Raw genomic sequence first — 19,100 nt, 5'->3', positions numbered from 1 at the left:
TCCACGGGCCGCTACACACACGGAGGATCCGAGATCGTGACTACCCAACGCACCACAGGGCGGCGCAAGCAGGCCGTGGCCGCAGCTGCCGTGGTCGCAGCACTGCTCAGCACGGCTGCGTGCGGCGGCGGCGACGACAACAGTGACGGCAAGAAGGGCGGCGCGGCCGGCTTCAACGCCGGTAACAACAAGGTCGCCAATGCCTCCACCAAGACGGGCGGCACGCTGAAGTTCGCCAGCGCCCAGGACGCCGACTCGTGGGACACCACGCGCGGCTACTACGGGTTCGCCTGGAACTTCATGCGCTACTACAGCCGTCAGCTCGTCACCGGCGCCACGGCCCCGGGCGCCGGCGGCACCAAGGTCACGCCGGACCTCGCCACCAGCACCGCCAAGGTCTCCGACGACGGCAAGACCTACACGTACACCCTGCGTGACGGTGTGACGTGGGAGGACGGCAAGCCGATCACCTCCAAGGACATCAAGTACGGCATCGAGCGTCAGTGGGCGCAGGACGTGCTGTCCGGCGGACCGGTCTACGCGAAGGACATCCTCGACCCCAAGGGCGAGTACAAGGGTCCCTACAAGGACAAGTCCAAGGACAAGCTGGGTCTGAAGGCGATCGAGACGCCCGACGACAAGACCATCGTCTTCAAGCTGCCCGCGGCCAACTCGGACTTCGAGGAAATCCTCGCGATGACCTCGTCGTCGCCGGTGCGCCAGGACAAGGACACCAAGTCCAAGTACGGCCTGCACCCGTTCTCCTCCGGCCCGTACAAGTTCGAGTCGTACACGCCGAACAAGTCGCTGACGCTCGTCCGCAACACCGAGTGGAAGCAGGCCTCGGACCCGGTGCGCAAGGCGCTCCCGGACAAGGTCACGGTCAACTTCTTCACCAACGCCAATGACCTGGACTCGCGCCTGATCAAGGGCGACTACGACCTGGACATGACGCAGACCGGCCTCTCCCCGCAGGGCCGCACCACCGCCCTGAAGCAGCACAAGGGCAACCTGGACAACCCGGTCTCCGGCTACGTCCGTTACGCGGTCTTCCCGCAGACGGTCGCCCCGTTCGACAACGAGCACTGCCGCAAGGCCGTCATCTACGGTGCCGACCACAAGTCGCTGCAGACCGCTCGCGGTGGCCCGGTCGCCGGTGGTGACATCGGCACCAACATGCTCCCGCCGTCCGTCCCGGGCGCCGAGGGCCAGAAGTACGACCCGTACGGTGCCACCCAGAACGACGGTGCCGCGAACGTCGCCAAGGCCAAGGAAGAGCTGAAGGCCTGCGGCAAGCCGTCCGGCTTCAAGACCACGATCGCGGTCCGCAACAACAAGCCGGTCGAGGTCGCCACGGCCGAGTCGCTCCAGGCGTCGCTGAAGAAGGTCGGCATCACCGTCGACATCGACCAGTACGACGGTGCGCAGACCGCCGGCATCATCGGCAGCCCTTCGAACGTGAAGAAGAAGGGCTACGGCATCATCATCATGGGCTGGGGTCCGGACTTCCCCACCATCCAGGGCTACGGTCTCCCGCTGTGGGACAGCAAGTACATCCTGGACAGCGGTAACAACAACTTCGCGATGATCAAGGACAAGACCATCGACGGTCTGTTCGACAGCTACGCGAAGGAACTGGACGCCGCCAAGAAGGTCCAGCTGTCCACGGAGATCAACCACAAGGTCATGGAGGGCGGTTACTACCTGCCCTTCGTCTTCGAGAAGTTCATCAACTGGCGCTCGAACCGGCTGACCAACGTCTACACGACCGACAACTACAGCGGTCAGTACGACTTCATCAGCCTGGGCGTGAAGTAATTCCGACCGGCGCACCCGCCATAAGGCACGAAAGGCAGGTGAAGGCCGGAGCGGTGTGAACCGTGGGCCACCGGAAGACCTCCGGTGGCCCACGGTCCCGCCGTCGGGCCGAGAGCAGTGCTCGCTTACCTCATCAGGCGACTCTTCGCCGCAGTAGTGTTGCTGGTGGTCATCATTCTGGTGGTCTTCGGCATCTTCTTCCTCGTCCCCAAGTGGGCGGGCGTCGACCCGGCGACGATGTTCGTCGGCAAGCAGGCCGACCCCGCGGCGATCGAGGGCGTACGGCAGAAGCTCCAGCTGGACGACCCGATCTTCGTCCAGGTCTGGGAGTTCTTCAAGGGACTCTTCGTCGGACGTACGTACTCGGGTGGCGGCGACGTCACGCAGTGCTCGGCGCCTTGCTTCGGCTACTCCTTCCGTACCGAGCAGGCCGTCTGGCCGCAGATCACGGACCGCTTCCCGGTGACCCTGGGGCTGGCGCTCGGTGCCGCCGTGCTGTGGCTGCTCTTCGGTGTCGCGGCCGGTGTGCTCTCCGCGCTCAAGCGGGGCACCCTGTGGGACCGCGGTGCGATGTTCGTCGCGCTCTCGGGCGTCTCGCTCCCCATCTACTTCACCGGTCTGCTGGCCTCGGCGGTCTTCATCTTCGGACTCAAGTGGTTCGACGGCCAGTACGTCCCGCTCAGTGACGGCATCGGCGGGTATCTCGGCGGCATGATCCTGCCCTGGGTCACCCTCGCCTTCCTCTACGCGGCGATGTACGCGCGGATCACCCGCGCCACCATGCTGGAGATCATGGGCGAGGACTACATCCGCACCGCCCGTGCCAAGGGCCTGCGCGAGCCCGTCGTCATCGGCAAGCACGCCATGCGCTCCACGATGACGCCGATCCTCACCATGCTCGGCATGGACCTCGGCGCCCTCATCGGCGGCGCGATCCTCACCGAGACCACCTTCAGCCTCCCCGGCCTCGGCCAGGCGGTGCTCCAGGCGATCCGCACCCAGGACCTGCCCGTCATCCTGGGCGTCACACTGATCACGTCGCTCGCGGTGATCGTTGCCAACCTTGTGGTGGACTTCCTGTACGCCGCGATCGACCCCCGAGTGAGGCTCGCATGACCGAACTCAGCAAGAGCGGAGCGGTGGCCGAGCCCGTCAAGGACTCGCCCGCCCCCTCCGCCTTCCTCGAAGTACGCGACCTCAAGGTGCACTTCCCGACCGACGACGGCCTGGTCAAGTCCGTCGACGGGCTGAGCTTCCAGCTGGAGAAGGGCAAGACCCTCGGCATCGTGGGCGAGTCCGGCTCCGGCAAGTCGGTCACCTCGCTCGGCATCATGGGCCTGCACACGGCCGGCCAGTACGGCAAGCGCAAGGCGCAGCTCTCCGGCGAGATCTGGCTGAACGGCACGGAACTGCTCTCCGCCGACCCCGACCACGTACGCAAGCTGCGTGGCCGCGAGATGGCGATGATCTTCCAGGACCCGCTGTCGGCGCTGCACCCGTACTACACGATCGGCCAGCAGATCGTGGAGGCGTACCGCATCCACAACGACGTCGACAAGAAGACCGCGAAGCGCCGCGCCGTGGAGATGCTCGACCGCGTCGGCATCCCGCAGCCGGACAAGCGCGTCGACAGCTACCCGCACGAGTTCTCCGGCGGTATGCGCCAGCGCGCGATGATCGCGATGTCGCTGGTGAACAACCCCGAACTGCTCATCGCGGACGAGCCGACGACCGCCCTCGACGTCACCGTCCAGGCGCAGATCCTCGACCTCATCCGGGACCTGCAGAAGGAGTTCGGCTCCGCGGTCATCGTCATCACCCACGACCTGGGCGTCGTCGCCGAGCTCTCCGACGACATCCTGGTGATGTACGGCGGCCGCTGCATCGAGCGCGGCCCGGCCGAGAAGGTGTTCTACGAGCCCCGCCACCCCTACACCTGGGGTCTGCTCGGTTCGATGCCGCGCCTCGACCGCGACCAGCAGGAACGCCTGATCCCGGTCAAGGGCTCCCCGCCCTCCCTGATCAACATCCCGTCGGGCTGCGCCTTCAACCCGCGCTGCCCGTACGCGGACATCCCCAAGGACAACGTCACCCGCACGGTCCGCCCCGAGCTGACCGAGGTCGGCAGCAAGCACTGGGCCGCCTGCCACATGACGCAGGAGCAGCGGGAGCGTATCTGGATCGAAGAGATTGCGCCCAAGCTGTGAGTGACAACGCAGAGGACAAGGCAGTGAGCATCCCTGCACAGAGCGACGGCGCGGCCCAGGACGCGGCCCCGGTGGCGACCCTCACCAAGGACGCCGCTCCCGGCGAGGTCCTGCTCAAGGTGACCGGGCTGCAGAAGTACTTCCCCATCCGCAAGGGGCTCATGCAGCGTCAGGTCGGCGCCGTGCGAGCCGTCGACGGCCTCGACTTCGAGGTGCGGGCCGGCGAGACCCTGGGCGTCGTGGGCGAGTCGGGCTGCGGCAAGTCGACGATGGGCCGGCTGATCACGCGGCTGCTCGAACCGACCGCCGGCAAGGTCGAGTTCCAGGGCAAGGACATCACGCACCTCGGTGTGAACGGCATGCGCCCGATGCGCCGTGACGTCCAGATGATCTTCCAGGACCCGTACTCGTCGCTGAACCCGCGCCACACCATCGGCACGATCGTCAGCGCTCCCTTCAAGCTCCAGGGCGTCACGCCCGAGGGCGGCGTCAAGAAGGAAGTGCAGCGGCTGCTGTCGGTCGTGGGCCTCAACCCCGAGCACTACAACCGCTATCCGCACGAGTTCTCCGGCGGCCAGCGCCAGCGCATCGGCATCGCCCGCGCGCTCGCGCTCAGGCCGAAGCTGGTCGTGGCGGACGAGCCGGTCTCCGCGCTCGACGTGTCGATCCAGGCGCAGGTCGTGAACCTGATGGACGACCTCCAGGAGGAGCTCGGCCTCACGTACGTGATCATCGCGCACGACCTCTCGGTCGTCCGGCACGTCTCGGACCGGATCGCGGTGATGTACCTCGGCAAGATCGTCGAGCTGGCGGACCGCGAGTCGCTGTACAAGGCGCCGATGCACCCGTACACCAAGGCGCTCATGTCGGCCGTGCCGATCCCGGACCCGGCCCGGCGCAACGCCAAGAGCGAGCGCATCCTGCTCAAGGGTGACGTGCCCTCGCCGATCGCGCCGCCGAGCGGCTGCCGCTTCCACACCCGGTGCTGGAAGGCCACGCAGATCTGCAAGACGACCGAGCCGCCGCTCCTGGAGCTGAAGCCCGGCCAGCAGGTCGCCTGCCACCACCCGGAGAACTTCGCCGACCAGGCACCGCAGGACACGGTGCTGCTGTCCGTGGCGAAGGAGGCGGTGGAGCTGGTGCCGGACGCCGCGCTGGCGGAGTCCGCGGCCACCTCGGCGGCCCTGGCGGAGATCGTCGAGGCTGACGAGACCGCTGAGGTCACCAAGACCGCTGAGGTCACCGAGGCCCCCGAGGTCACCGAGTCTGCGGAGACCACTGAGGCAACCGAGGCCTCCGAGACTCCTGAGGCAGCCGTCGCGGAGGAGACTCCGGAGGCCCCTGCGGCCGCCGAGCCCGCCGAAGCGGAGGCCGAGGCGGAAGCGGAAGCGGACCGTCAGGAGTCAACTGACAAGTAGGCCATGACGATTGGGCAAAGTCATGTCCATGTTCGAACGGGAGAGTGCAGAGTCTCGCGTGTCCGTCTGATCGGAACACGCTCGAAGGGACGCTCATGGCACTCTCCCGTTCGGCACGTTTAGGAGCCCTCGCGACCGCGGCGGCCTCCTTCCTCGTCATCGCGGCATCGTCCGCCCCGTCACCCGGCGCCGACGGCATCGGTGACACCTACTTCCCGCAGCTCGGCAACGGCGGCTTCGACGCCCGTCACTACGACCTCGACGTGGCGTACAACCCCGACACCGACCGCCTCGACGGCCGTACGACGATCACGGCCCACGCCACCCAGAGCCTCACCTCGTTCGATCTCGACCTCCAGAAGCTGGACGTCACGCGCATCGAAGTGAACGGCAGACGCGCCGACTTCACGCGCGAGGGCGACGAGATCCACATCACGCCCCGCGGTGTCCTGCACAAGGGCCGCACCTTCACGGTGACCGTGACGTACGGCGGCGTTCCCGAACCGCTCGGCGGGCCCATCGTGTTCGGCTCCAACTACGGGTGGATGAAGACCGCCGACGGCGTCTTCGTGGCGTGCGAGCCCAACGCCGCCTCCACCTGGTTCCCGTCCAGCGACCACCCCTCCGACAAGGCCACCTACGACATCCGCATCAAGACCCCCAAGGGCCTGACCGGCGTCTCCAACGGCCGGCTGATCTCGACGTACGACAAGGGCTCCGAGACGGTCAGCCACTGGCGCGAGAGCCGGCCCATGGCGACGTATCTCGCGACCGCGACCATCGGCAAGTTCGACGTGAAGACCGGGAAGACACCCGGCGGCACACCCATCTACGTCGCCATCGACCCGGTGCTCGCGAACAGCAACACCGTCGACGTGTACGCCGTCACCGCCGAGGCCACCGACTACTGGTCGCAGGTCTTCGGCCCGTACCCGTTCGAGGAGACCGGCGCGATCGTCGACGACATGCCGGAGGCCGGGTTCTCCCTGGAGGTCCAGTCGAAGCCCGCCTACTCGGCGGTGCGTTCCGAGCAGACCATCGTGCACGAGCTGGCCCACCAGTGGTTCGGCGACTCCGTCTCGGTGGACCGCTGGAAGGACATCTGGCTCAACGAGGGCTTCGCGACCTACGCCCAGTGGCTGTGGTCCGAGCACAAGGGCGTCCGCTCGGCGCACGACTCGTTCCTCGCCGGGTACAACTCGCGCCCCGCCGACGCCGCCTTCTGGCAGATCGTCGTCGGCGACCCGCAGCGCGACACGATGTTCGCCTCGGCGGTCTACCAGCGCGGCGCGATGACGCTCCAGATGCTGCGCGAACGCATCGGCGACACCGCCTTCTTCAAGCTGCTCCCCGCCTGGACGAAGATCCACAAGTACGGCAACGCCAACACCGCCGACTTCATCGAGCTCGCCGAGAAGATCAGCGGACAGAAGCTCGACGACCTCTTCCAGACCTGGCTCTTCACCACCGGGAAGCCCGCCGTCTAAGCCCGGCCGTCCCGCTCCTGTCCGGCCACTCCAGGTAAACCCGCCCTCCGAGCCTGGCTTTGTAAGGTTCACGCCCGGTGGCGGGTGAGAATGTTCGGGTGCTTCAGCAACTGTTCAGTCCCTCCGTCCAGCACACGCTCGACCTGGTCGGGATCTTCGTCTTCGCGATCTCCGGCGCGCTGCTGGCCGTCCGCAAGAACTTCGACGTCTTCGGCATCGCCGTACTCGCCGAGGTGACCGCGCTGGGCGGAGGGCTGTTCCGTGACCTGATCATCGGCGCCGTACCGCCGACCGCGTTCACGGATCAGGGGTACTTCCTCACCCCGCTGCTCGCCGCCCTGCTCGTCTTCTTCCTGCACCCCCAGGTGGAGCGCATCCAGGTCGGCGTCAACGTCTTCGACGCGGCCGGCCTCGGCCTCTTCTGCGTCTCGGGCACGATGAAGGCGTACGAGTACGGGCTGAGCCTCACCTCCTCGGCCACCCTCGGCCTCGCCACCGCCGTCGGCGGCGGTGTGCTGCGCGACGTGATCGCGGGCGAGGTGCCGTCGCTGCTGCGCTGGGACCGCGACCTGTACGCGGTGCCCGCGATTGTGGGCGCCACGATGGTGGTGCTGTGCATCCGCTACGACGTGCTGACCCCGTTCACCAGCGGCCTCGCCGCCCTCACGGCCTTCGTGCTGCGCCTGCTCGCGATGCGGTTCCACTGGCGAGCGCCGCGTGCCTGGAACCGTCGTTCGACGGTCCGCGAGGAGTAGTCGCACCCCGGGCCCGGCCCTGGCCCGTCTCCTCGGTCAGCCAGCGGAACGCCGGTACCACCTGCGGTTCCCACAGCGCCATCGTGTGCCCTCCCGCGCTGCGCGGCACGTACACCACGTGCACGGTCGTCGGCGCCTTCGCGATCTGCTCCAGGGCCACACCCGCCTCGTAGCCGTCGCGCGGCTGGCCGGAGATGTAGAGCGCGATCCGGGGAGGCGTGCCGGCTCCCCGGAGCAGCAGGTAGGGGTTGTTCGCGGCGCGCAGGGCGGGGGTCTGCGCAGCGAGCGAGGCCCGCTCGCCGATCGGGTCGTTGTAGCCGGACAGGCCTATCGCGGCCCGGTAGCGGTCCGGGTGCGCCACCGCGAGCTTCACCGCACAGTGCGCGCCCGCCGAGTACCCGGCGACCGACCAGCCCTTGGGAGCCGGCTCGGCCCGGAAGTTGTCCATGACCATCCTCGGCACGTCGACGCTGAGCCAGCTGTCGGCGTTCACCGTGCCCGGGATGTTCGCGCAGCCCGTGTCCACCCCGGCCAGCAGGTTGGTGCGCGGCGCGACCAGGATGAACGGCGCGACCTGCCCGTCCCGCATCAGCGGCAGCAGTTGCTCGTGCGCCCTCAGCGACCCGAACCACGCCTTCGCCGAGCCCGGGTAGCCCGGCAGCAGCTCGACGACGGGGAACTTGTGGTGGCGGTAGGCGGGTTCGTCGTACTGGGGCGGCAGTGAGACGTAGACCTCGGCGTTCACGCCCGACACCCGGCCCTTGAGCTGGGTGACGCGTACGCCGTCGAGGTGGGTCGCGTCGAACTGCTGACGGACCCTGGGCAACCGCTTCAGCGCGATGCCGCCGGTGCCGTCGGCGCCCAGATCCGCGGCCTGCTGCACGTGATTGCCGGTGCCCAGCAGGTCGGCCCAGTTGTCGTACAGGTTGTTCTCGTTGTTGACCAGCACGAAGACGAGGGCGACGGCCGAGCCCTGGGCGAACAGCACCATCAGCACCCGGGCGAGGGCGCGCAGTGGTTTCGGCCCCCCGATCCGCGACCACAGCGCGAGGGGGAGCACGACGGCGACGACGGACAGCACGATCAGCGTGTACAGGAACGCGGTCCCGGTGAGGCTCATGCCCCTACAGAGGGCGATTCGATGACATCGGTTGACGGACGAGTACGGACACTTACCAAGAAATTGCCCGGGTCTCACCTTGCCGGGCCGACCCGGATCCATGAAAAAGCTACCGCTTAGTAATTACCTGTTGTACCGTTCACTCATGCCAGAAGCAGCTTCCGTACAGGTCGCACGGGCCACGATCGGCGACAGCGAGTTCGACCGCGACACCGCGCTCACCCGCCGCGAGCCGGGCGTCTACGACATCGACCTCTCCGCCGGGTGGACGATCATCAGCGCCGTGAACGGCGGCTATCTGCTCGCCGTCCTGGGCCGCGCCCTCTCGGACGCGCTGCCGCACGCCGACCCGTTCACCATCTCCGCGCACTACCTGACCGCGTCCCAGCCGGGCCCGGCCGTCGTGCGCACCGACGTCGTACGGACCGGCCGCACCCTTTCGACAGGCCAGGCCTCCCTGTTCCAGTACGACGACCAGGGCCGCGAGGTCGAACGGATCCGCGTGCTCGCCTCCTACGGCGACCTCGACACGCTGCCCGACGACGTCCGTACGACGGCGAAGCCTCCCGCGTTCCCGCCCATGGACCAGTGCTTCGGGCCCGCGGACGGCCCGGCTCCGGTCGACGGCAGCTCTGCCATCGCCGACCGGCTGATGCTCAAGCTCGACCCGTCGACCCTGGGCTGGGCCCTCGGTGCGCCGTCCGGCAAGGGCGAGATGCGCGCCTGGTTCGGCCTCGCCGACGGCCGCGACCCGGACCCGCTCTCGCTGCTCCTCGCGGTGGACGCGCTGCCGCCGACCGCCTTCGAGATCGGTATCTCCGGCTGGGTGCCGACCGTCGAGCTGACGGTGCACGTGCGCTCCCGCCCGGCGCCGGGCCCGCTGCGCGTGTCCATCACCACCCGCAATCTCGCCGGCGGCTTCCTGGAGGAGGACGCCGAGGTCTGGGACAGCGCGGACCGACTGGTCGCACAGTCCCGCCAGCTCGCCCGGGTGCGGCTCGGCTGACCCCTGGTGGTCTCCTCGGAGGCCGGCACGCACCGTATTTGCCCGGCCTCCCCGCGCGGCGGAATCCTGGTGCCGTGAAGTCCGACCGCCTGCTCTCGATCCTCCTGCTGCTGCAGACCCGTGGCCGCGTCCCGGCCCGTGAACTCGCCGGCCGCCTGGAGGTGTCGGTGCGCACCATCTACCGCGACATCGAGGCCCTGTCGGCCGCAGGGGTCCCGGTGTACGCCGAGCGCGGGCGGCACGGCGGCATCGAGCTGCTCGCCGGATTCCGTACGGACGTCACGGGGCTGACCGCCGACGAGTCCCGCGCCCTGTTCATCCTGGCCGCACAGGGCGCGCACGCCGCCCTCGGTCTGGACGCGGCGCTCGGCTCGGCGCTGCGCAAGGTGATGGCCGCGCTGCCGGCCCCGCACCGGCCGGCCGCGGAGGCCACCAGCCGTCGCGTCCTCGTCGACGCGACCCGCTGGAAGGGCGGACCGCAGCCCGCCGTCGACCTGGAGGCGCTCCAGGACGCGGTGTTCGCCGACCGGCGCGTGCGGCTGCGCTACCGGCACAGCGGCCGGAAGGCGCCGAGCACCTACACCGTCGACCCGTACGGGCTCGTCTCCAAGGCGGGCGTCTGGTACCTCGTCGCCGACCGGCGCGCCACCCCGCAGCTCTTCCGCGCCGACCGGGTCCGCTCGGCGACGCTCCTCCCCGACCCCGTGGAGCGGCGCCCGGGGGTCGAACTCGCCGACGCCTGGGAGGTGCTGAGGCGCCAGGTGGAGCAGCGGCCGGGCGGAATCGATGTCACGGTTCGGGTACAGCGCTCCCGTCTCGACCTGTTCCTGCGGCTCACCGCCTCCGCCCTCGGGGAACCGCCCGAGGACGACGGCGAGAGCGAGTGGGTGACCGCCCGGCTGTCCTACGGCGACGTCCGCGAGGCCCGCTCCCTGCTGGTCTTCGTCGACGGGCTGGAGGTGATCTCGCCTCCCGAGGTGCGCGCGGAACTGGCCGGGGGAGCCGCCGCCATCGCCGCCCGCTATGCGGACGAATCGCCCTCGGGCGCGGCCCGTTGATCCACAGCAAGCCACAGGAACGGCACAGCGGGCCCCTACGTGGATCTGGTCCTCTGGCCCCCCACTGAACCACCGGTTCCCGTGACTTGACTGGGAGTTACCCACATGAAGTGTCGCGCACGACTCGTCCCCGTCGTCGCCCTGCTCGCCCTGACGCCCCTGCTGGCGGCGTGCGGCTCGGGCGACTCGTCGTCCTCGAACAGCGGCAACTCCGGCGCGCAGAACTGCCAGGCGCCCTCCGGCATGCCGAGCGGCGGTGCGTCCGGTCGGCCCAGCGGCGCTCCCTCGGGGATGCCGTCCGGGGCACCCTCGGGCGCGGCCGGCGGCAAGGCCCCGTCGGGAGCGCCCTCGGGTATGCCGTCGGGCAGGCCCAGCGGCGGCCCCGGCGGAGGTGGCCAGGGTGGCGGCTGCGGCGGCGGCCCGGGCGGGCAGCAAAGTCAGGGACAGCAGGGCCAGGGGCAGCAGGGCCAGGGGCAGCAGGTGCAGGGCTGACTCGGGTCCTGAACCCGGCGGTACGTGGGCGGCGCGCTCGGTGAACGGGCGCGCCGCTCCGCTGTGTTCGGGCTATCCCAGCCAGTGCCGGCGGCCGGTGCTGATCAGCAGCATCTGGCGGCTCGCCACGCGGGCCACCCGGTCCCGCTCCTCCTCCGGGCCCTCCAGCGCCTCCAGGAACAGCGAGGCCGTCATCAGCATCTGGTCGACGTACAGGCCGGAGAGCATCAGCAGATCGCTGTCGCTCCACCCCTCGGACTCGGGGTGTTCGGCCAGCTCGACCTTGACCTCCTCGGCGAACCGCGCCAGTTGGTCGCTGATCGCCGTCCGCACCGGCTGGACGCCGCCGTGCCGCTCCCGCGCGATGAACCGGACATGCGCGGGATACGTCCGGACGTGGCGGTCGATCAGGTCGACCGCGCGCGCTATGCGTTCACTGCTGTCGTCGGCCGCGGACACCGTCTCGCCGATCATCAGGTGCAGACTGCCGAGGGCCTCCTCGACGAGCGCCACGCCCAGATCCGCCGTCGAGCGGAAGTGCCGGTAGAAGGCGGTCGGCGCGACCCCGACCGCCCGGGTGACCTCGCGCAGGCCCAGGCTGCTGAGGCTCTGCTCCTCCAGCAGCTCCAACGCGGCGTCCAGGAGCGCCTGTCGGGTCTTCTGCTTCTGGGCCTGTCGGATGCCGAGGGTGTGACTCATGCCATGCAGTTAACAACTGTTCTCTGTAATTGGAAAGCCGAAGGACGCGCTAGACTCATAAGTCAGTGAACAAGTGTTACTACAACCGTTCACTGAAACGTCAGGTTCCCGAAACATTCGGGGGCCGGACCCGAGACTTCAACGAGAGGCATCCGATGCTGGTCCTCGTAGCCGCCCTCCTGCTGATGGGCGTAGTCATGGGCACCGTGGCCCATGCGCCGCTCTCCATCACCCTGGTCGCCGCCGCCGTCATCGGCGTCTGGCTGGCCGTCTTCGCACTGCGCGAGCGGCTCGCCCGCCGTCGCCACACCTCGACCAACTGACTGTCGGGAGCCGACACATCATGGAACTCACCGCCACCCCCACCGCCACCGCCGCCGCAGAGCGCCGGACCGGCACGAAGGACGCCGACGGCATGGCCGTCGCCTCCTTCATCCTCGGCCTGCTCGGCCTCCTGGTCCTCAACCTCTTCCTCGGCCCCATCGCCATCGCCCTGGCCGGCGTCGCCCTCTGGCGCGGCACCGCCCGCCGCGGCCGTGCCCTCCTCGGCCTCACCCTGGGCTTCGCCGACCTCATCGTCCTGGTCAGCGTCATGCACTTCGACAACACGGTGTCCTGGAGCTTCTAGCGGCACCTGCTGTGGGCAGTCCTTCCGGCAGAGCGGAACGGGTTGCCGGTGCGTCGCGCAACGGGCCGACCCCGGCGCGGGCCGGGCGCACGACGAACCCCGGTTGCGGACGAGGCCGACGCACACCCGTGGGGGGCCGAGGCAGTGGACAGCGGGCCCGTAGAATCGGGCCCATCATGGCTTACCTCGACCACGCCGCGACCACGCCCATGCTCCCCGAGGCGGCAGAGGCACTGACCGCCCAACTGGGAGTCACGGGCAACGCCTCCTCGCTGCACGCGTCCGGCCGCCGCGCTCGCCGCACGGTCGAGGAGTCCCGGGAAACCCTGGCGGACGCCCTCGCCGCGCGCCCCAGCGAGGTGGTCTTCACCGCCGGCGGCACCGAGGCCGACAACCTCGCGGTGAAGGGCCTGTACTGGGCCCGCCGCGACGCCGACCCGGCCCGCACCCGCGTCCTCGCGAGCCCCGTCGAGCACCACGCCGTCCTCGACTCCGTGCACTGGCTCGGCGAGCACGAGGGCGCCACGATCGAGTACCTCCCGGTCGACGCGTACGGCAGGGTCCACCCGGACGCCCTGCGCGAGGCCATCGCCCGCAACCCCGACGACGTGGCCCTCGCCACCGTCATGTGGGCGAACAACGAGATCGGCACGATCATGCCGGTCCGCGAACTGGCCGAGGCGGCCGCCGAGTTCGGCGTCCCGCTGCACGCCGACGCCGTCCAGGCCTTCGGCCAGGTCCCCGTCGACTTCGGCGCCTCCGGCCTCGCCGCGATGACGGTGTCCGGCCACAAGATCGGCGGCCCGTACGGCATCGGCGCGCTGCTCCTCGGCCGCGAGTACAGCCCCGTACCCGTACTGCACGGCGGCGGCCAGGAGCGGCACGTGCGCTCCGGCACCCTCGACGCGCCCGCGATCGCGTCGTTCGCCGTCGCCGGGCGGCTCGCCGCCGAGCAGCGCGAGTGGTTCGCCCGGGAGATCGGCGCGCTGCGCGACGACCTGATCACGGCGGTCCGCAAGGCCGTGCCCGACGCGATCCTCGGCGGCGACCCCGCTCCCGGCGGCCGCCTCCCGGCCAACGCGCACTTCACGTTCCCCGGCTGCGAGGGCGACTCGCTCCTGCTGCTGCTGGACGCGCAGGGCATCGAGTGCTCCACGGGCTCCGCCTGCACCGCGGGCGTGGCCCAGCCCAGCCACGTCCTGCTCGCCACCGGCACCGACCCCGACCTGGCCCGCGGCACCCTCCGCTTCTCCTTCGGCCACACCTCCACGGAGGCGGACGTCGAGGCGGTGGCCAGGGCGATCGGCCCGGCGGTGGAACGCGCCCGCACGGCGGGGCTCACCTAGGGGGTGTCCCCGGCGGGCACGGCAGCCGTACGAACCGGCGGGTCACGCCTTCGCCGTACGCGCCTGCCGTACGAGCCGTATGTACCGGTCCCAGTCCCAGTGCGGGCCGGGGTCCGTGTGGTCCGTACCCGGCACCTCCACGTGCCCGATGATGTGCTTACGGTCCACGGGGATGCCGTACCGCCCGCAGATCCCGGCCGTCAGCCGCGCCGAGGCCGTGTACATGGCGTCGGTGAAGTCCTTGGGCCGGTCCACGAAACCCTCGTGCTCTATGCCGACGCTCCGCTCGTTGTACTCACGGTTGCCCGCGTGGAACGCCACGTCCAGCTCGCGGATCATCTGTGTGATGTGGCCGTCCTTGCCCACGATGTAGTGCGCCGCCGCCCCGTGCGCCGGGTCCTTGAACACCTTCACCGCGCTCTTCAGGCTGCCCTGGGTGACATGGATGACCACGCGGTCTATGTCGTAGTCGTCGGGCCGGTCGGCCCGCCGCCAGTTCGCCGACGACGCCGCCACCCACCGGGCACCCCGGAAGTCGACCGCGCCCGCCACCCGCGGCTTCTGCACGCCGGGCAGCCGCCACCACAGATGCGCCAACTCGTCGCGCGCAAGCGCCGCGGTGCCCAGCGCGGCCGCGGCCCCGCCGATGAGCAGTGACCGGCGCCCGATGCGCCGGTCGGAGTCCCCTCCCCGGCTGCTCTTCTGCTTTACCGTCTTCGCCCCCATACGATCTTCAACGGATACTCGCGGGTTCCGGTTCCCGCCGCCCCGTACCCTGAAGGGGTTATGACTGACACCTCGCAGCGCCCCCGCCCCCGCTCCCGTTCCCTCCGGGTACTGGCCGCCATGTCCGGCGGCGTGGACTCAGCCGTCGCCGCCGCCCGCGCGGCGGAAGCCGGCCACGACGTGACGGGCGTGCACCTCGCCCTGTCCGCGAACCCGCAATCGTTCCGCACGGGCGCGCGAGGCTGTTGCACCATCGAGGACTCGCGCGACGCCCGCCGCGCCGCGGACGTCATCGGCATCCCGTTCTACGTGTGGGACCTCGCCGAGCGCTTCCGCGAGGACGTCGTCGAGGACTTCATCGCCGAGTACGAGGCCGGCCGCACCCCCAACCCGTGCCTGCGCTGCAACGAGAAGATCAAGTTCGCGGCCCTGCTCGACAAGGCCCTCGCGCTCGGCTTCGACGCGGTCTGCACCGGCCACTACGCGCAGGTGACCGTGAACGAGGACGGCACGCGCGAACTGCACCGCGCCTCCGACATGGCCAAGGACCAGTCGTACGTCCTCGGCGTCCTCGACGACCGCCAGCTCGCCCACGCGATGTTCCCCCTCGGCGACACCCTCACCACGAAGGACGAGATCCGCGCGGAGGCGGAGCGCCGCGGCCTCGCCGTCGCCAAGAAGCCGGACTCGCACGACATCTGCTTCATCGCCGACGGCGACACCCAGGGCTTCCTCGCCGACCGGCTGGGCAAGGCGGAGGGCGACATCGTCGACGAGTCCGGCTCGAAGATCGGCACCCACGAGGGCGCGTTCGGCTTCACCATCGGCCAGCGCAAGGGGCTGCGCATCGGCACCCCGGCCGCCGACGGCAAGCCGCGCTACGTCCTCGACATCTCCCCGGTGAACAACACGGTGACGGTCGGCCCAGTGGACGCCCTCGACGTCACCGCCCTGACGGCGATCAAGCCCCGCTGGTGCGGCGCCGCCCCGACGGGCCCCGGCACCTACACGGCCCAGCTGCGCGCCCACGGCGGCGAGACCGAGGTGACCGCCGAACCGGTCGACGGCACCCTCCGGGTCACCTTCACCGAGCCGGTCCGCGGCGTGGCCCCCGGCCAGGCCGTCGTCCTCTACGACGGCACACGCGTGGTCGGCTCGGCGACGATCGCGACGACCACGCGCGCGACGGCGGCTGTCTGACGTCAGGGGTCCGGCGTCAGGGGTCCGGCGTCAGGGATCCGGCGTCAGCGTTCCGAGGTCGGTTCACTTCTGCCTCGTCAGTCGACTTCTACTTCGTAGAAGCAGAGGTGGTCCTTTATCTCGGCCACGTCCGGCTTCGGGTCGGGGTAGAACCACACCAGGTCCGCCGCGCCCGGCACGGACCAGTACGACGCCGTGCCCTTGAACGGGCAGTACGTGTGGGTCTCGGACGGGGTCAGCAGGTCGAGGCGTACGTCCTGCGGCGGGATGTAGTAGCGCACGGGACTGCCCGTCTCGCGCAGCACCAGGGGCCGGTCGCTCTCGGCCAGGACCTGGTCGCCGTGCAGCACGCGCACGTGGTCGTCGGTCCGCTCGATCGTGATCGTGTGTCCATCAGCCATACCGGGACAGCACGCGCGGGGCCCGGGTTCTTCCCGCGTACGGTGATCGCATGAACATCTGCGTCTTCCTCTCGGCCGCCGACCTCGACATCCGCTACACGACTCCCGCGCGGGAGTTCGCCGAACTCCTCGGCAAGGGCGGCCACACCCTGGTGTGGGGCGGCTCCGACGTCGGTCTGATGAAGGTCGTCGCCGACGGTGTGCAGGAGGCGGGCGGCCGGCTGGTGGGCGTGTCGGTCGACTTCCTGGCCGCCAAGGCCCGGCCGGGCGCCGACGAGATGGTGTTCGCCCGCGACCTCGCCGAACGCAAGGCGCTGCTCCTGGAGAAGGCCGACGCCGTCGTGATCATGGTGGGTGGCACCGGGACGCTCGACGAGGCGACCGAGATCCTGGAGCTGAAGAAGCACGGCCACACCGACATGCCGGTGGTGCTGCTGAACACCGAGGGCTTCTACGACGGGCTCAAGGAGCAGTTCCGGCGCATGGAGGACGAGGGCTTCCTGCCGCGGCCGCTCACCGATCTGGTGTTCTTCGCCGAGGAGCCGGTGGGTGCGCTGGCCTACCTTGAGGAGAGCCAGGGCACCCGCTGATGCGAGCATGGCGGGCATGGCTACACATCTGATCACCGGGGCAGGCTCGGGCATCGGCGCGGCCGTCGCCCGCCGTCTGCACGCGCGCGGGGACGAACTCGTGCTGCACGCGCGCGACGCGGGCCGCGCGAAGGAACTGGCCGCCGAGTTCCCGGGGTCGAGGACCCTGGTGGGCGATCTGGCGGACCCGGACAAGCTCTCCTGGGCGTTCTCCCACCAGTCCCTGCCCGACCGCGTCGACTCCCTGATGCACATCGCGGGCGTGGTCGACCTCGGCCCGGTCGGCGAGCTGACCCCCAAGGCCTGGCGCCACCAGCTCAACGTCAACCTGATCGCCCCCGCCGAGCTGACCCGCCACTTCCTGCCCCAACTCCGGCTCGCCCAGGGCCACATCCTGTTCGTGAACTCGGGCGCCGGTCTGAACGCCCACGCCGACTGGTCCGCGTACGCCGCCTCCAAGCACGGCCTGAAGGCCCTCGCCGACTCCCTGCGCCACGAGGAGCACCCGAACGGCGTCCGTGTCACCTCGGTCTACCCCGGCCGCACAGCGAGCCCCATGCAGGCCAAGGTCCACCAGCAGGAGGGCAAGGAGTACGACGCCTCGAAGTGGATCGACCCCGAGTCCGTCGCGACGACGATCCTGATGGCCCTCGACCTGCCGCGCGACGCCGAGGTCAACGACCTGACGGTGCGACCGGGACGGTGACCCTGGAGTGGATGGACGCCGCGACGAGCGGTGAGGAGATCCGCCGCTGGCTTGACGAGGTCTGGAGCCGCACCGAGGCAGCGGTGATCCTCCAGGGCGGGGAGGACGGCGGCCCGCTCGCGGGACGCACCCTCCTGGGCGACGTCTTCGACCCGGACGACCTCGCGGAACTCCGCGCCCTCACCACCGGCGGCGACTTCATGAACGACATCTGCCGCTGCCACGGCAGCCTGACGGTCGCCCTGCTCGACGCCGACGGCGAGTTCATCGCGAGCGGCAGCTACCACGGCCGCAGCGACATCGCCTGGGAGCGCGGCCGCTTCGGCAACAACCTGGAGGTCGCCGACCCCGAGCGGCTGCTCGACGTCCTGGAACGCCATGTGGGGCGGTCGTTGAGACCACCCTCGTAGAGTTCCGTAGGCTTCCGGGGTGAGCGAAGACAGCAGGTTCAGGTTCGGGGCCGCCACCGGGGTCGGCTCCCTGCCCGGTGGCGACGCGCGGGAGGCCGCGAAGACCGCCACCGGGTCCTTCGAGGACTTCCCGTTTCTTCCCGAGCTGCCCGCCCGCGGACCCGGGGCCGACATGATCGGGCGGACCGCGGGGATGCTCGTCGAGCTGTACGCGCGCGTGGAGCCCAGCGGATGGCGGGTGGGGGACCGGCCGGGGCGGGACACCAAGAGGGCCCGCTCCTGGCTCGGCGAGGACCTCGACGCCCTGGAGGAGTTCACCCAGGGCTACGAAGGGCCGCTCAAGGTGCAGGTGGTCGGGCCGTGGACGCTGGCCGCCGCTCTGGAACTGCGCAGCGGCGAGGTGATGCTGTCGGACGCCGGCGCCTGCCGCGACCTCGCCGGATCGCTCGCCGAGGGGCTGCGCCTCCACCTCGAAGAGGTACGGCGACGCGTCCCCGGCGCCCAACTCGTCCTGCAACTCGACGAGCCCTCGCTGATCGCCGTCCTGCGCGGCCAGGTGAAGAGCGCGAGCGGATACCGCACGCACCGGGCCGTCGACCGGCAGGTCGTGGAGGCCACGCTCCGGGACGTCGTCGGGGTTCACGTCGACGGGCCCGTCGTGGTCCACTCGTGCGCACCGGACGTCCCGTTCGCCCTGCTGCGCCGGGCGGGCGCGGACGCGATCTCCTTCGACTTCTCGCTCCTCACCGAGCGTGACGACGACGCGATCGGAGAGGCTGTGGAGGGAGGCACCCGGCTGTTCGCCGGTGTCGTGCCGGGCACCGACGGCCCGTTGTCGGACCCTGCCGGTAGCGTCATGGGTGTCAGGACGCTGTGGCGCAGGCTGGGGCTGCATCCGGGGCTTCTCACGGAGGCGGTCACGATCACGCCGTCGTGCGGACTCGCGGGGGCCTCCCCGCAGTACGCGCGCTCGGCGCTCGCCCACTGCGTCCGGGCGGCGAGATCCCTCGCGGACAACCCAGAGTAACGGGAG

General features: G+C 70.0%; 21 protein-coding genes. 17 read left to right on the top strand and 4 right to left on the bottom strand.

The features are described 5' to 3' along the window. Positions 1 to 36 precede the first annotated feature (36 nt). The 6 genes from ABZS97_RS06010 (at position 37) to ABZS97_RS05985 (ending at position 7,685) form a co-directional block, all read left to right on the top strand. A complete protein-coding gene (locus ABZS97_RS06010) occupies positions 37 to 1,818 on the top strand; it encodes an ABC transporter substrate-binding protein (protein WP_356134050.1) in 1,782 nt (593 codons plus the stop codon). A gap of 117 nt (positions 1,819 to 1,935) precedes the next feature. Next, positions 1,936 to 2,934 carry an ABC transporter permease gene (locus ABZS97_RS06005; RefSeq protein WP_356134137.1) on the top strand — a complete coding sequence of 333 codons (999 nt, stop codon included), beginning with the start codon at positions 1,936 to 1,938 and terminating at the stop codon, positions 2,932 to 2,934. Beyond that, positions 2,931 to 4,025 (top strand): ABC transporter ATP-binding protein, encoded by a 1,095-nt coding sequence (locus ABZS97_RS06000; protein ID WP_356134048.1) that lies wholly within the window; start codon positions 2,931 to 2,933, stop codon positions 4,023 to 4,025. The genes ABZS97_RS06005 and ABZS97_RS06000 overlap by 4 nt, the downstream gene beginning before the upstream one ends. Before the next feature lie 23 nt (positions 4,026 to 4,048). Then, entirely contained in the window at positions 4,049 to 5,443 is a 1,395-nt protein-coding gene (locus tag ABZS97_RS05995) for a dipeptide ABC transporter ATP-binding protein (protein WP_356134046.1), read from the top strand. A gap of 95 nt (positions 5,444 to 5,538) precedes the next feature. After that, entirely contained in the window at positions 5,539 to 6,930 is a 1,392-nt protein-coding gene (locus ABZS97_RS05990; RefSeq protein WP_356134044.1) for a M1 family metallopeptidase, read from the top strand. A gap of 98 nt (positions 6,931 to 7,028) precedes the next feature. Further along, positions 7,029 to 7,685 (top strand): trimeric intracellular cation channel family protein, encoded by a 657-nt coding sequence (locus tag ABZS97_RS05985; protein ID WP_356134042.1) that lies wholly within the window; start codon positions 7,029 to 7,031, stop codon positions 7,683 to 7,685. Here ABZS97_RS05985 and ABZS97_RS05980 read toward each other — a convergent pair. Next, positions 7,594 to 8,805: an alpha/beta hydrolase-fold protein gene (locus tag ABZS97_RS05980; protein ID WP_356134041.1), complete on the bottom strand. Its 1,212-nt coding sequence runs from the start codon at positions 8,803 to 8,805 to the stop codon at positions 7,594 to 7,596. The genes ABZS97_RS05985 and ABZS97_RS05980 overlap by 92 nt on opposite strands. A gap of 145 nt (positions 8,806 to 8,950) precedes the next feature. Between ABZS97_RS05980 and ABZS97_RS05975 the strand changes: the two genes are divergently transcribed. The 3 genes from ABZS97_RS05975 (at position 8,951) to ABZS97_RS05965 (ending at position 11,361) form a co-directional block, all read left to right on the top strand. Beyond that, positions 8,951 to 9,811: a thioesterase family protein gene (locus tag ABZS97_RS05975; RefSeq protein ID WP_356134039.1), complete on the top strand. Its 861-nt coding sequence runs from the start codon at positions 8,951 to 8,953 to the stop codon at positions 9,809 to 9,811. A gap of 74 nt (positions 9,812 to 9,885) precedes the next feature. Beyond that, positions 9,886 to 10,869: a YafY family protein gene (locus ABZS97_RS05970; protein WP_356134037.1), complete on the top strand. Its 984-nt coding sequence runs from the start codon at positions 9,886 to 9,888 to the stop codon at positions 10,867 to 10,869. A 105-nt stretch (positions 10,870 to 10,974) separates the two neighbouring features. Next, positions 10,975 to 11,361 (top strand): hypothetical protein, encoded by a 387-nt coding sequence (locus ABZS97_RS05965; RefSeq protein WP_356134035.1) that lies wholly within the window; start codon positions 10,975 to 10,977, stop codon positions 11,359 to 11,361. A 72-nt stretch (positions 11,362 to 11,433) separates the two neighbouring features. Here ABZS97_RS05965 and ABZS97_RS05960 read toward each other — a convergent pair whose 3' ends face one another. Then, entirely contained in the window at positions 11,434 to 12,060 is a 627-nt protein-coding gene (locus tag ABZS97_RS05960) for a TetR family transcriptional regulator (protein WP_356134033.1), read from the bottom strand. 155 nt (positions 12,061 to 12,215) lie between these two features. On the opposite strand from ABZS97_RS05960, the gene ABZS97_RS05955 reads away from it, so the two are divergent. The 3 genes from ABZS97_RS05955 (at position 12,216) to ABZS97_RS05945 (ending at position 14,034) form a co-directional block, all read left to right on the top strand. Then, the gene (locus ABZS97_RS05955) at positions 12,216 to 12,383 is read left to right on the top strand and encodes a hypothetical protein (RefSeq protein ID WP_356134031.1); all 168 of its coding nucleotides are present in this window, start codon (positions 12,216 to 12,218) and stop codon (positions 12,381 to 12,383) included. A 20-nt stretch (positions 12,384 to 12,403) separates the two neighbouring features. Continuing rightward, complete coding sequence (locus ABZS97_RS05950) at positions 12,404 to 12,688, top strand: DUF4190 domain-containing protein (RefSeq protein ID WP_356134029.1); 285 nt, start codon at positions 12,404 to 12,406, stop codon at positions 12,686 to 12,688. A gap of 176 nt (positions 12,689 to 12,864) precedes the next feature. Next, positions 12,865 to 14,034 (top strand): cysteine desulfurase family protein, encoded by a 1,170-nt coding sequence (locus ABZS97_RS05945; protein WP_356134027.1) that lies wholly within the window; start codon positions 12,865 to 12,867, stop codon positions 14,032 to 14,034. Positions 14,035 to 14,076: 42 nt separating this feature from the next. Here ABZS97_RS05945 and ABZS97_RS05940 read toward each other — a convergent pair whose 3' ends face one another. Further along, on the bottom strand, positions 14,077 to 14,760 hold the full coding sequence (locus ABZS97_RS05940; protein ID WP_356134025.1) for an N-acetylmuramoyl-L-alanine amidase: 684 nt from the start codon (positions 14,758 to 14,760) through the stop codon (positions 14,077 to 14,079). Positions 14,761 to 14,820: 60 nt separating this feature from the next. Between ABZS97_RS05940 and mnmA the strand changes: the two genes are divergently transcribed. Continuing rightward, positions 14,821 to 15,960 carry a tRNA 2-thiouridine(34) synthase MnmA gene (gene mnmA / locus ABZS97_RS05935; RefSeq protein WP_356134023.1) on the top strand — a complete coding sequence of 380 codons (1,140 nt, stop codon included), beginning with the start codon at positions 14,821 to 14,823 and terminating at the stop codon, positions 15,958 to 15,960. Between the two features lie 77 nt (positions 15,961 to 16,037). Here mnmA and ABZS97_RS05930 read toward each other — a convergent pair whose 3' ends face one another. Then, on the bottom strand, positions 16,038 to 16,361 hold the full coding sequence (locus ABZS97_RS05930; protein WP_356134021.1) for a DUF427 domain-containing protein: 324 nt from the start codon (positions 16,359 to 16,361) through the stop codon (positions 16,038 to 16,040). A 50-nt stretch (positions 16,362 to 16,411) separates the two neighbouring features. On the opposite strand from ABZS97_RS05930, the gene ABZS97_RS05925 reads away from it, so the two are divergent. From ABZS97_RS05925 to ABZS97_RS05910, 4 genes are read left to right on the top strand one after another with little or no spacing between them, the layout of a single operon-like run. Then, a complete protein-coding gene (locus ABZS97_RS05925) occupies positions 16,412 to 16,951 on the top strand; it encodes a TIGR00730 family Rossman fold protein (RefSeq protein WP_356134019.1) in 540 nt (179 codons plus the stop codon). 7 nt (positions 16,952 to 16,958) lie between these two features. After that, positions 16,959 to 17,657, top strand: coding sequence for an SDR family oxidoreductase (locus ABZS97_RS05920; protein ID WP_356134017.1), 699 nt, complete (start codon positions 16,959 to 16,961; stop codon positions 17,655 to 17,657). Between the two features lie 11 nt (positions 17,658 to 17,668). After that, complete coding sequence (locus tag ABZS97_RS05915; protein ID WP_356134015.1) at positions 17,669 to 18,067, top strand: hypothetical protein; 399 nt, start codon at positions 17,669 to 17,671, stop codon at positions 18,065 to 18,067. Between the two features lie 19 nt (positions 18,068 to 18,086). Next, positions 18,087 to 19,094 carry a methionine synthase gene (locus tag ABZS97_RS05910; RefSeq protein WP_356134013.1) on the top strand — a complete coding sequence of 336 codons (1,008 nt, stop codon included), beginning with the start codon at positions 18,087 to 18,089 and terminating at the stop codon, positions 19,092 to 19,094. The last annotated feature ends 6 nt before the right edge of the window (positions 19,095 to 19,100 follow it).

This window comes from Streptomyces sp. NPDC005485, from assembly GCF_040606085.1.
GTDB lineage: Bacteria > Actinomycetota > Actinomycetes > Streptomycetales > Streptomycetaceae > Streptomyces.
Note: the sequence above shows the minus strand (reverse complement) of the source record. Positions and strands in the feature narration are given on the sequence as shown.

Excerpts from the sequence above, each read along its gene's own strand:
- ABZS97_RS06000 (WP_356134048.1), top strand. The coding sequence starts at position 2,931 with ATGACCGAACTCAGCAAGAGCGGAGCGGTGGCCGAGCCCGTCAAGGAC.
- ABZS97_RS05990 (WP_356134044.1), top strand. The coding sequence starts at position 5,539 with ATGGCACTCTCCCGTTCGGCACGTTTAGGAGCCCTCGCGACCGCGGCG.
- ABZS97_RS05980 (WP_356134041.1), bottom strand. The coding sequence starts at position 8,805 with ATGAGCCTCACCGGGACCGCGTTCCTGTACACGCTGATCGTGCTGTCC.
- ABZS97_RS05975 (WP_356134039.1), top strand. The coding sequence starts at position 8,951 with ATGCCAGAAGCAGCTTCCGTACAGGTCGCACGGGCCACGATCGGCGAC.
- ABZS97_RS05965 (WP_356134035.1), top strand. The coding sequence starts at position 10,975 with ATGAAGTGTCGCGCACGACTCGTCCCCGTCGTCGCCCTGCTCGCCCTG.
- ABZS97_RS05960 (WP_356134033.1), bottom strand. The coding sequence starts at position 12,060 with ATGAGTCACACCCTCGGCATCCGACAGGCCCAGAAGCAGAAGACCCGA.
- ABZS97_RS05955 (WP_356134031.1), top strand. The coding sequence starts at position 12,216 with ATGCTGGTCCTCGTAGCCGCCCTCCTGCTGATGGGCGTAGTCATGGGC.
- ABZS97_RS05950 (WP_356134029.1), top strand. The coding sequence starts at position 12,404 with ATGGAACTCACCGCCACCCCCACCGCCACCGCCGCCGCAGAGCGCCGG.
- ABZS97_RS05945 (WP_356134027.1), top strand. The coding sequence starts at position 12,865 with ATGGCTTACCTCGACCACGCCGCGACCACGCCCATGCTCCCCGAGGCG.
- ABZS97_RS05940 (WP_356134025.1), bottom strand. The coding sequence starts at position 14,760 with ATGGGGGCGAAGACGGTAAAGCAGAAGAGCAGCCGGGGAGGGGACTCC.
- mnmA (WP_356134023.1), top strand. The coding sequence starts at position 14,821 with ATGACTGACACCTCGCAGCGCCCCCGCCCCCGCTCCCGTTCCCTCCGG.
- ABZS97_RS05930 (WP_356134021.1), bottom strand. The coding sequence starts at position 16,361 with ATGGCTGATGGACACACGATCACGATCGAGCGGACCGACGACCACGTG.
- ABZS97_RS05925 (WP_356134019.1), top strand. The coding sequence starts at position 16,412 with ATGAACATCTGCGTCTTCCTCTCGGCCGCCGACCTCGACATCCGCTAC.
- ABZS97_RS05920 (WP_356134017.1), top strand. The coding sequence starts at position 16,959 with ATGGCGGGCATGGCTACACATCTGATCACCGGGGCAGGCTCGGGCATC.
- ABZS97_RS05915 (WP_356134015.1), top strand. The coding sequence starts at position 17,669 with ATGGACGCCGCGACGAGCGGTGAGGAGATCCGCCGCTGGCTTGACGAG.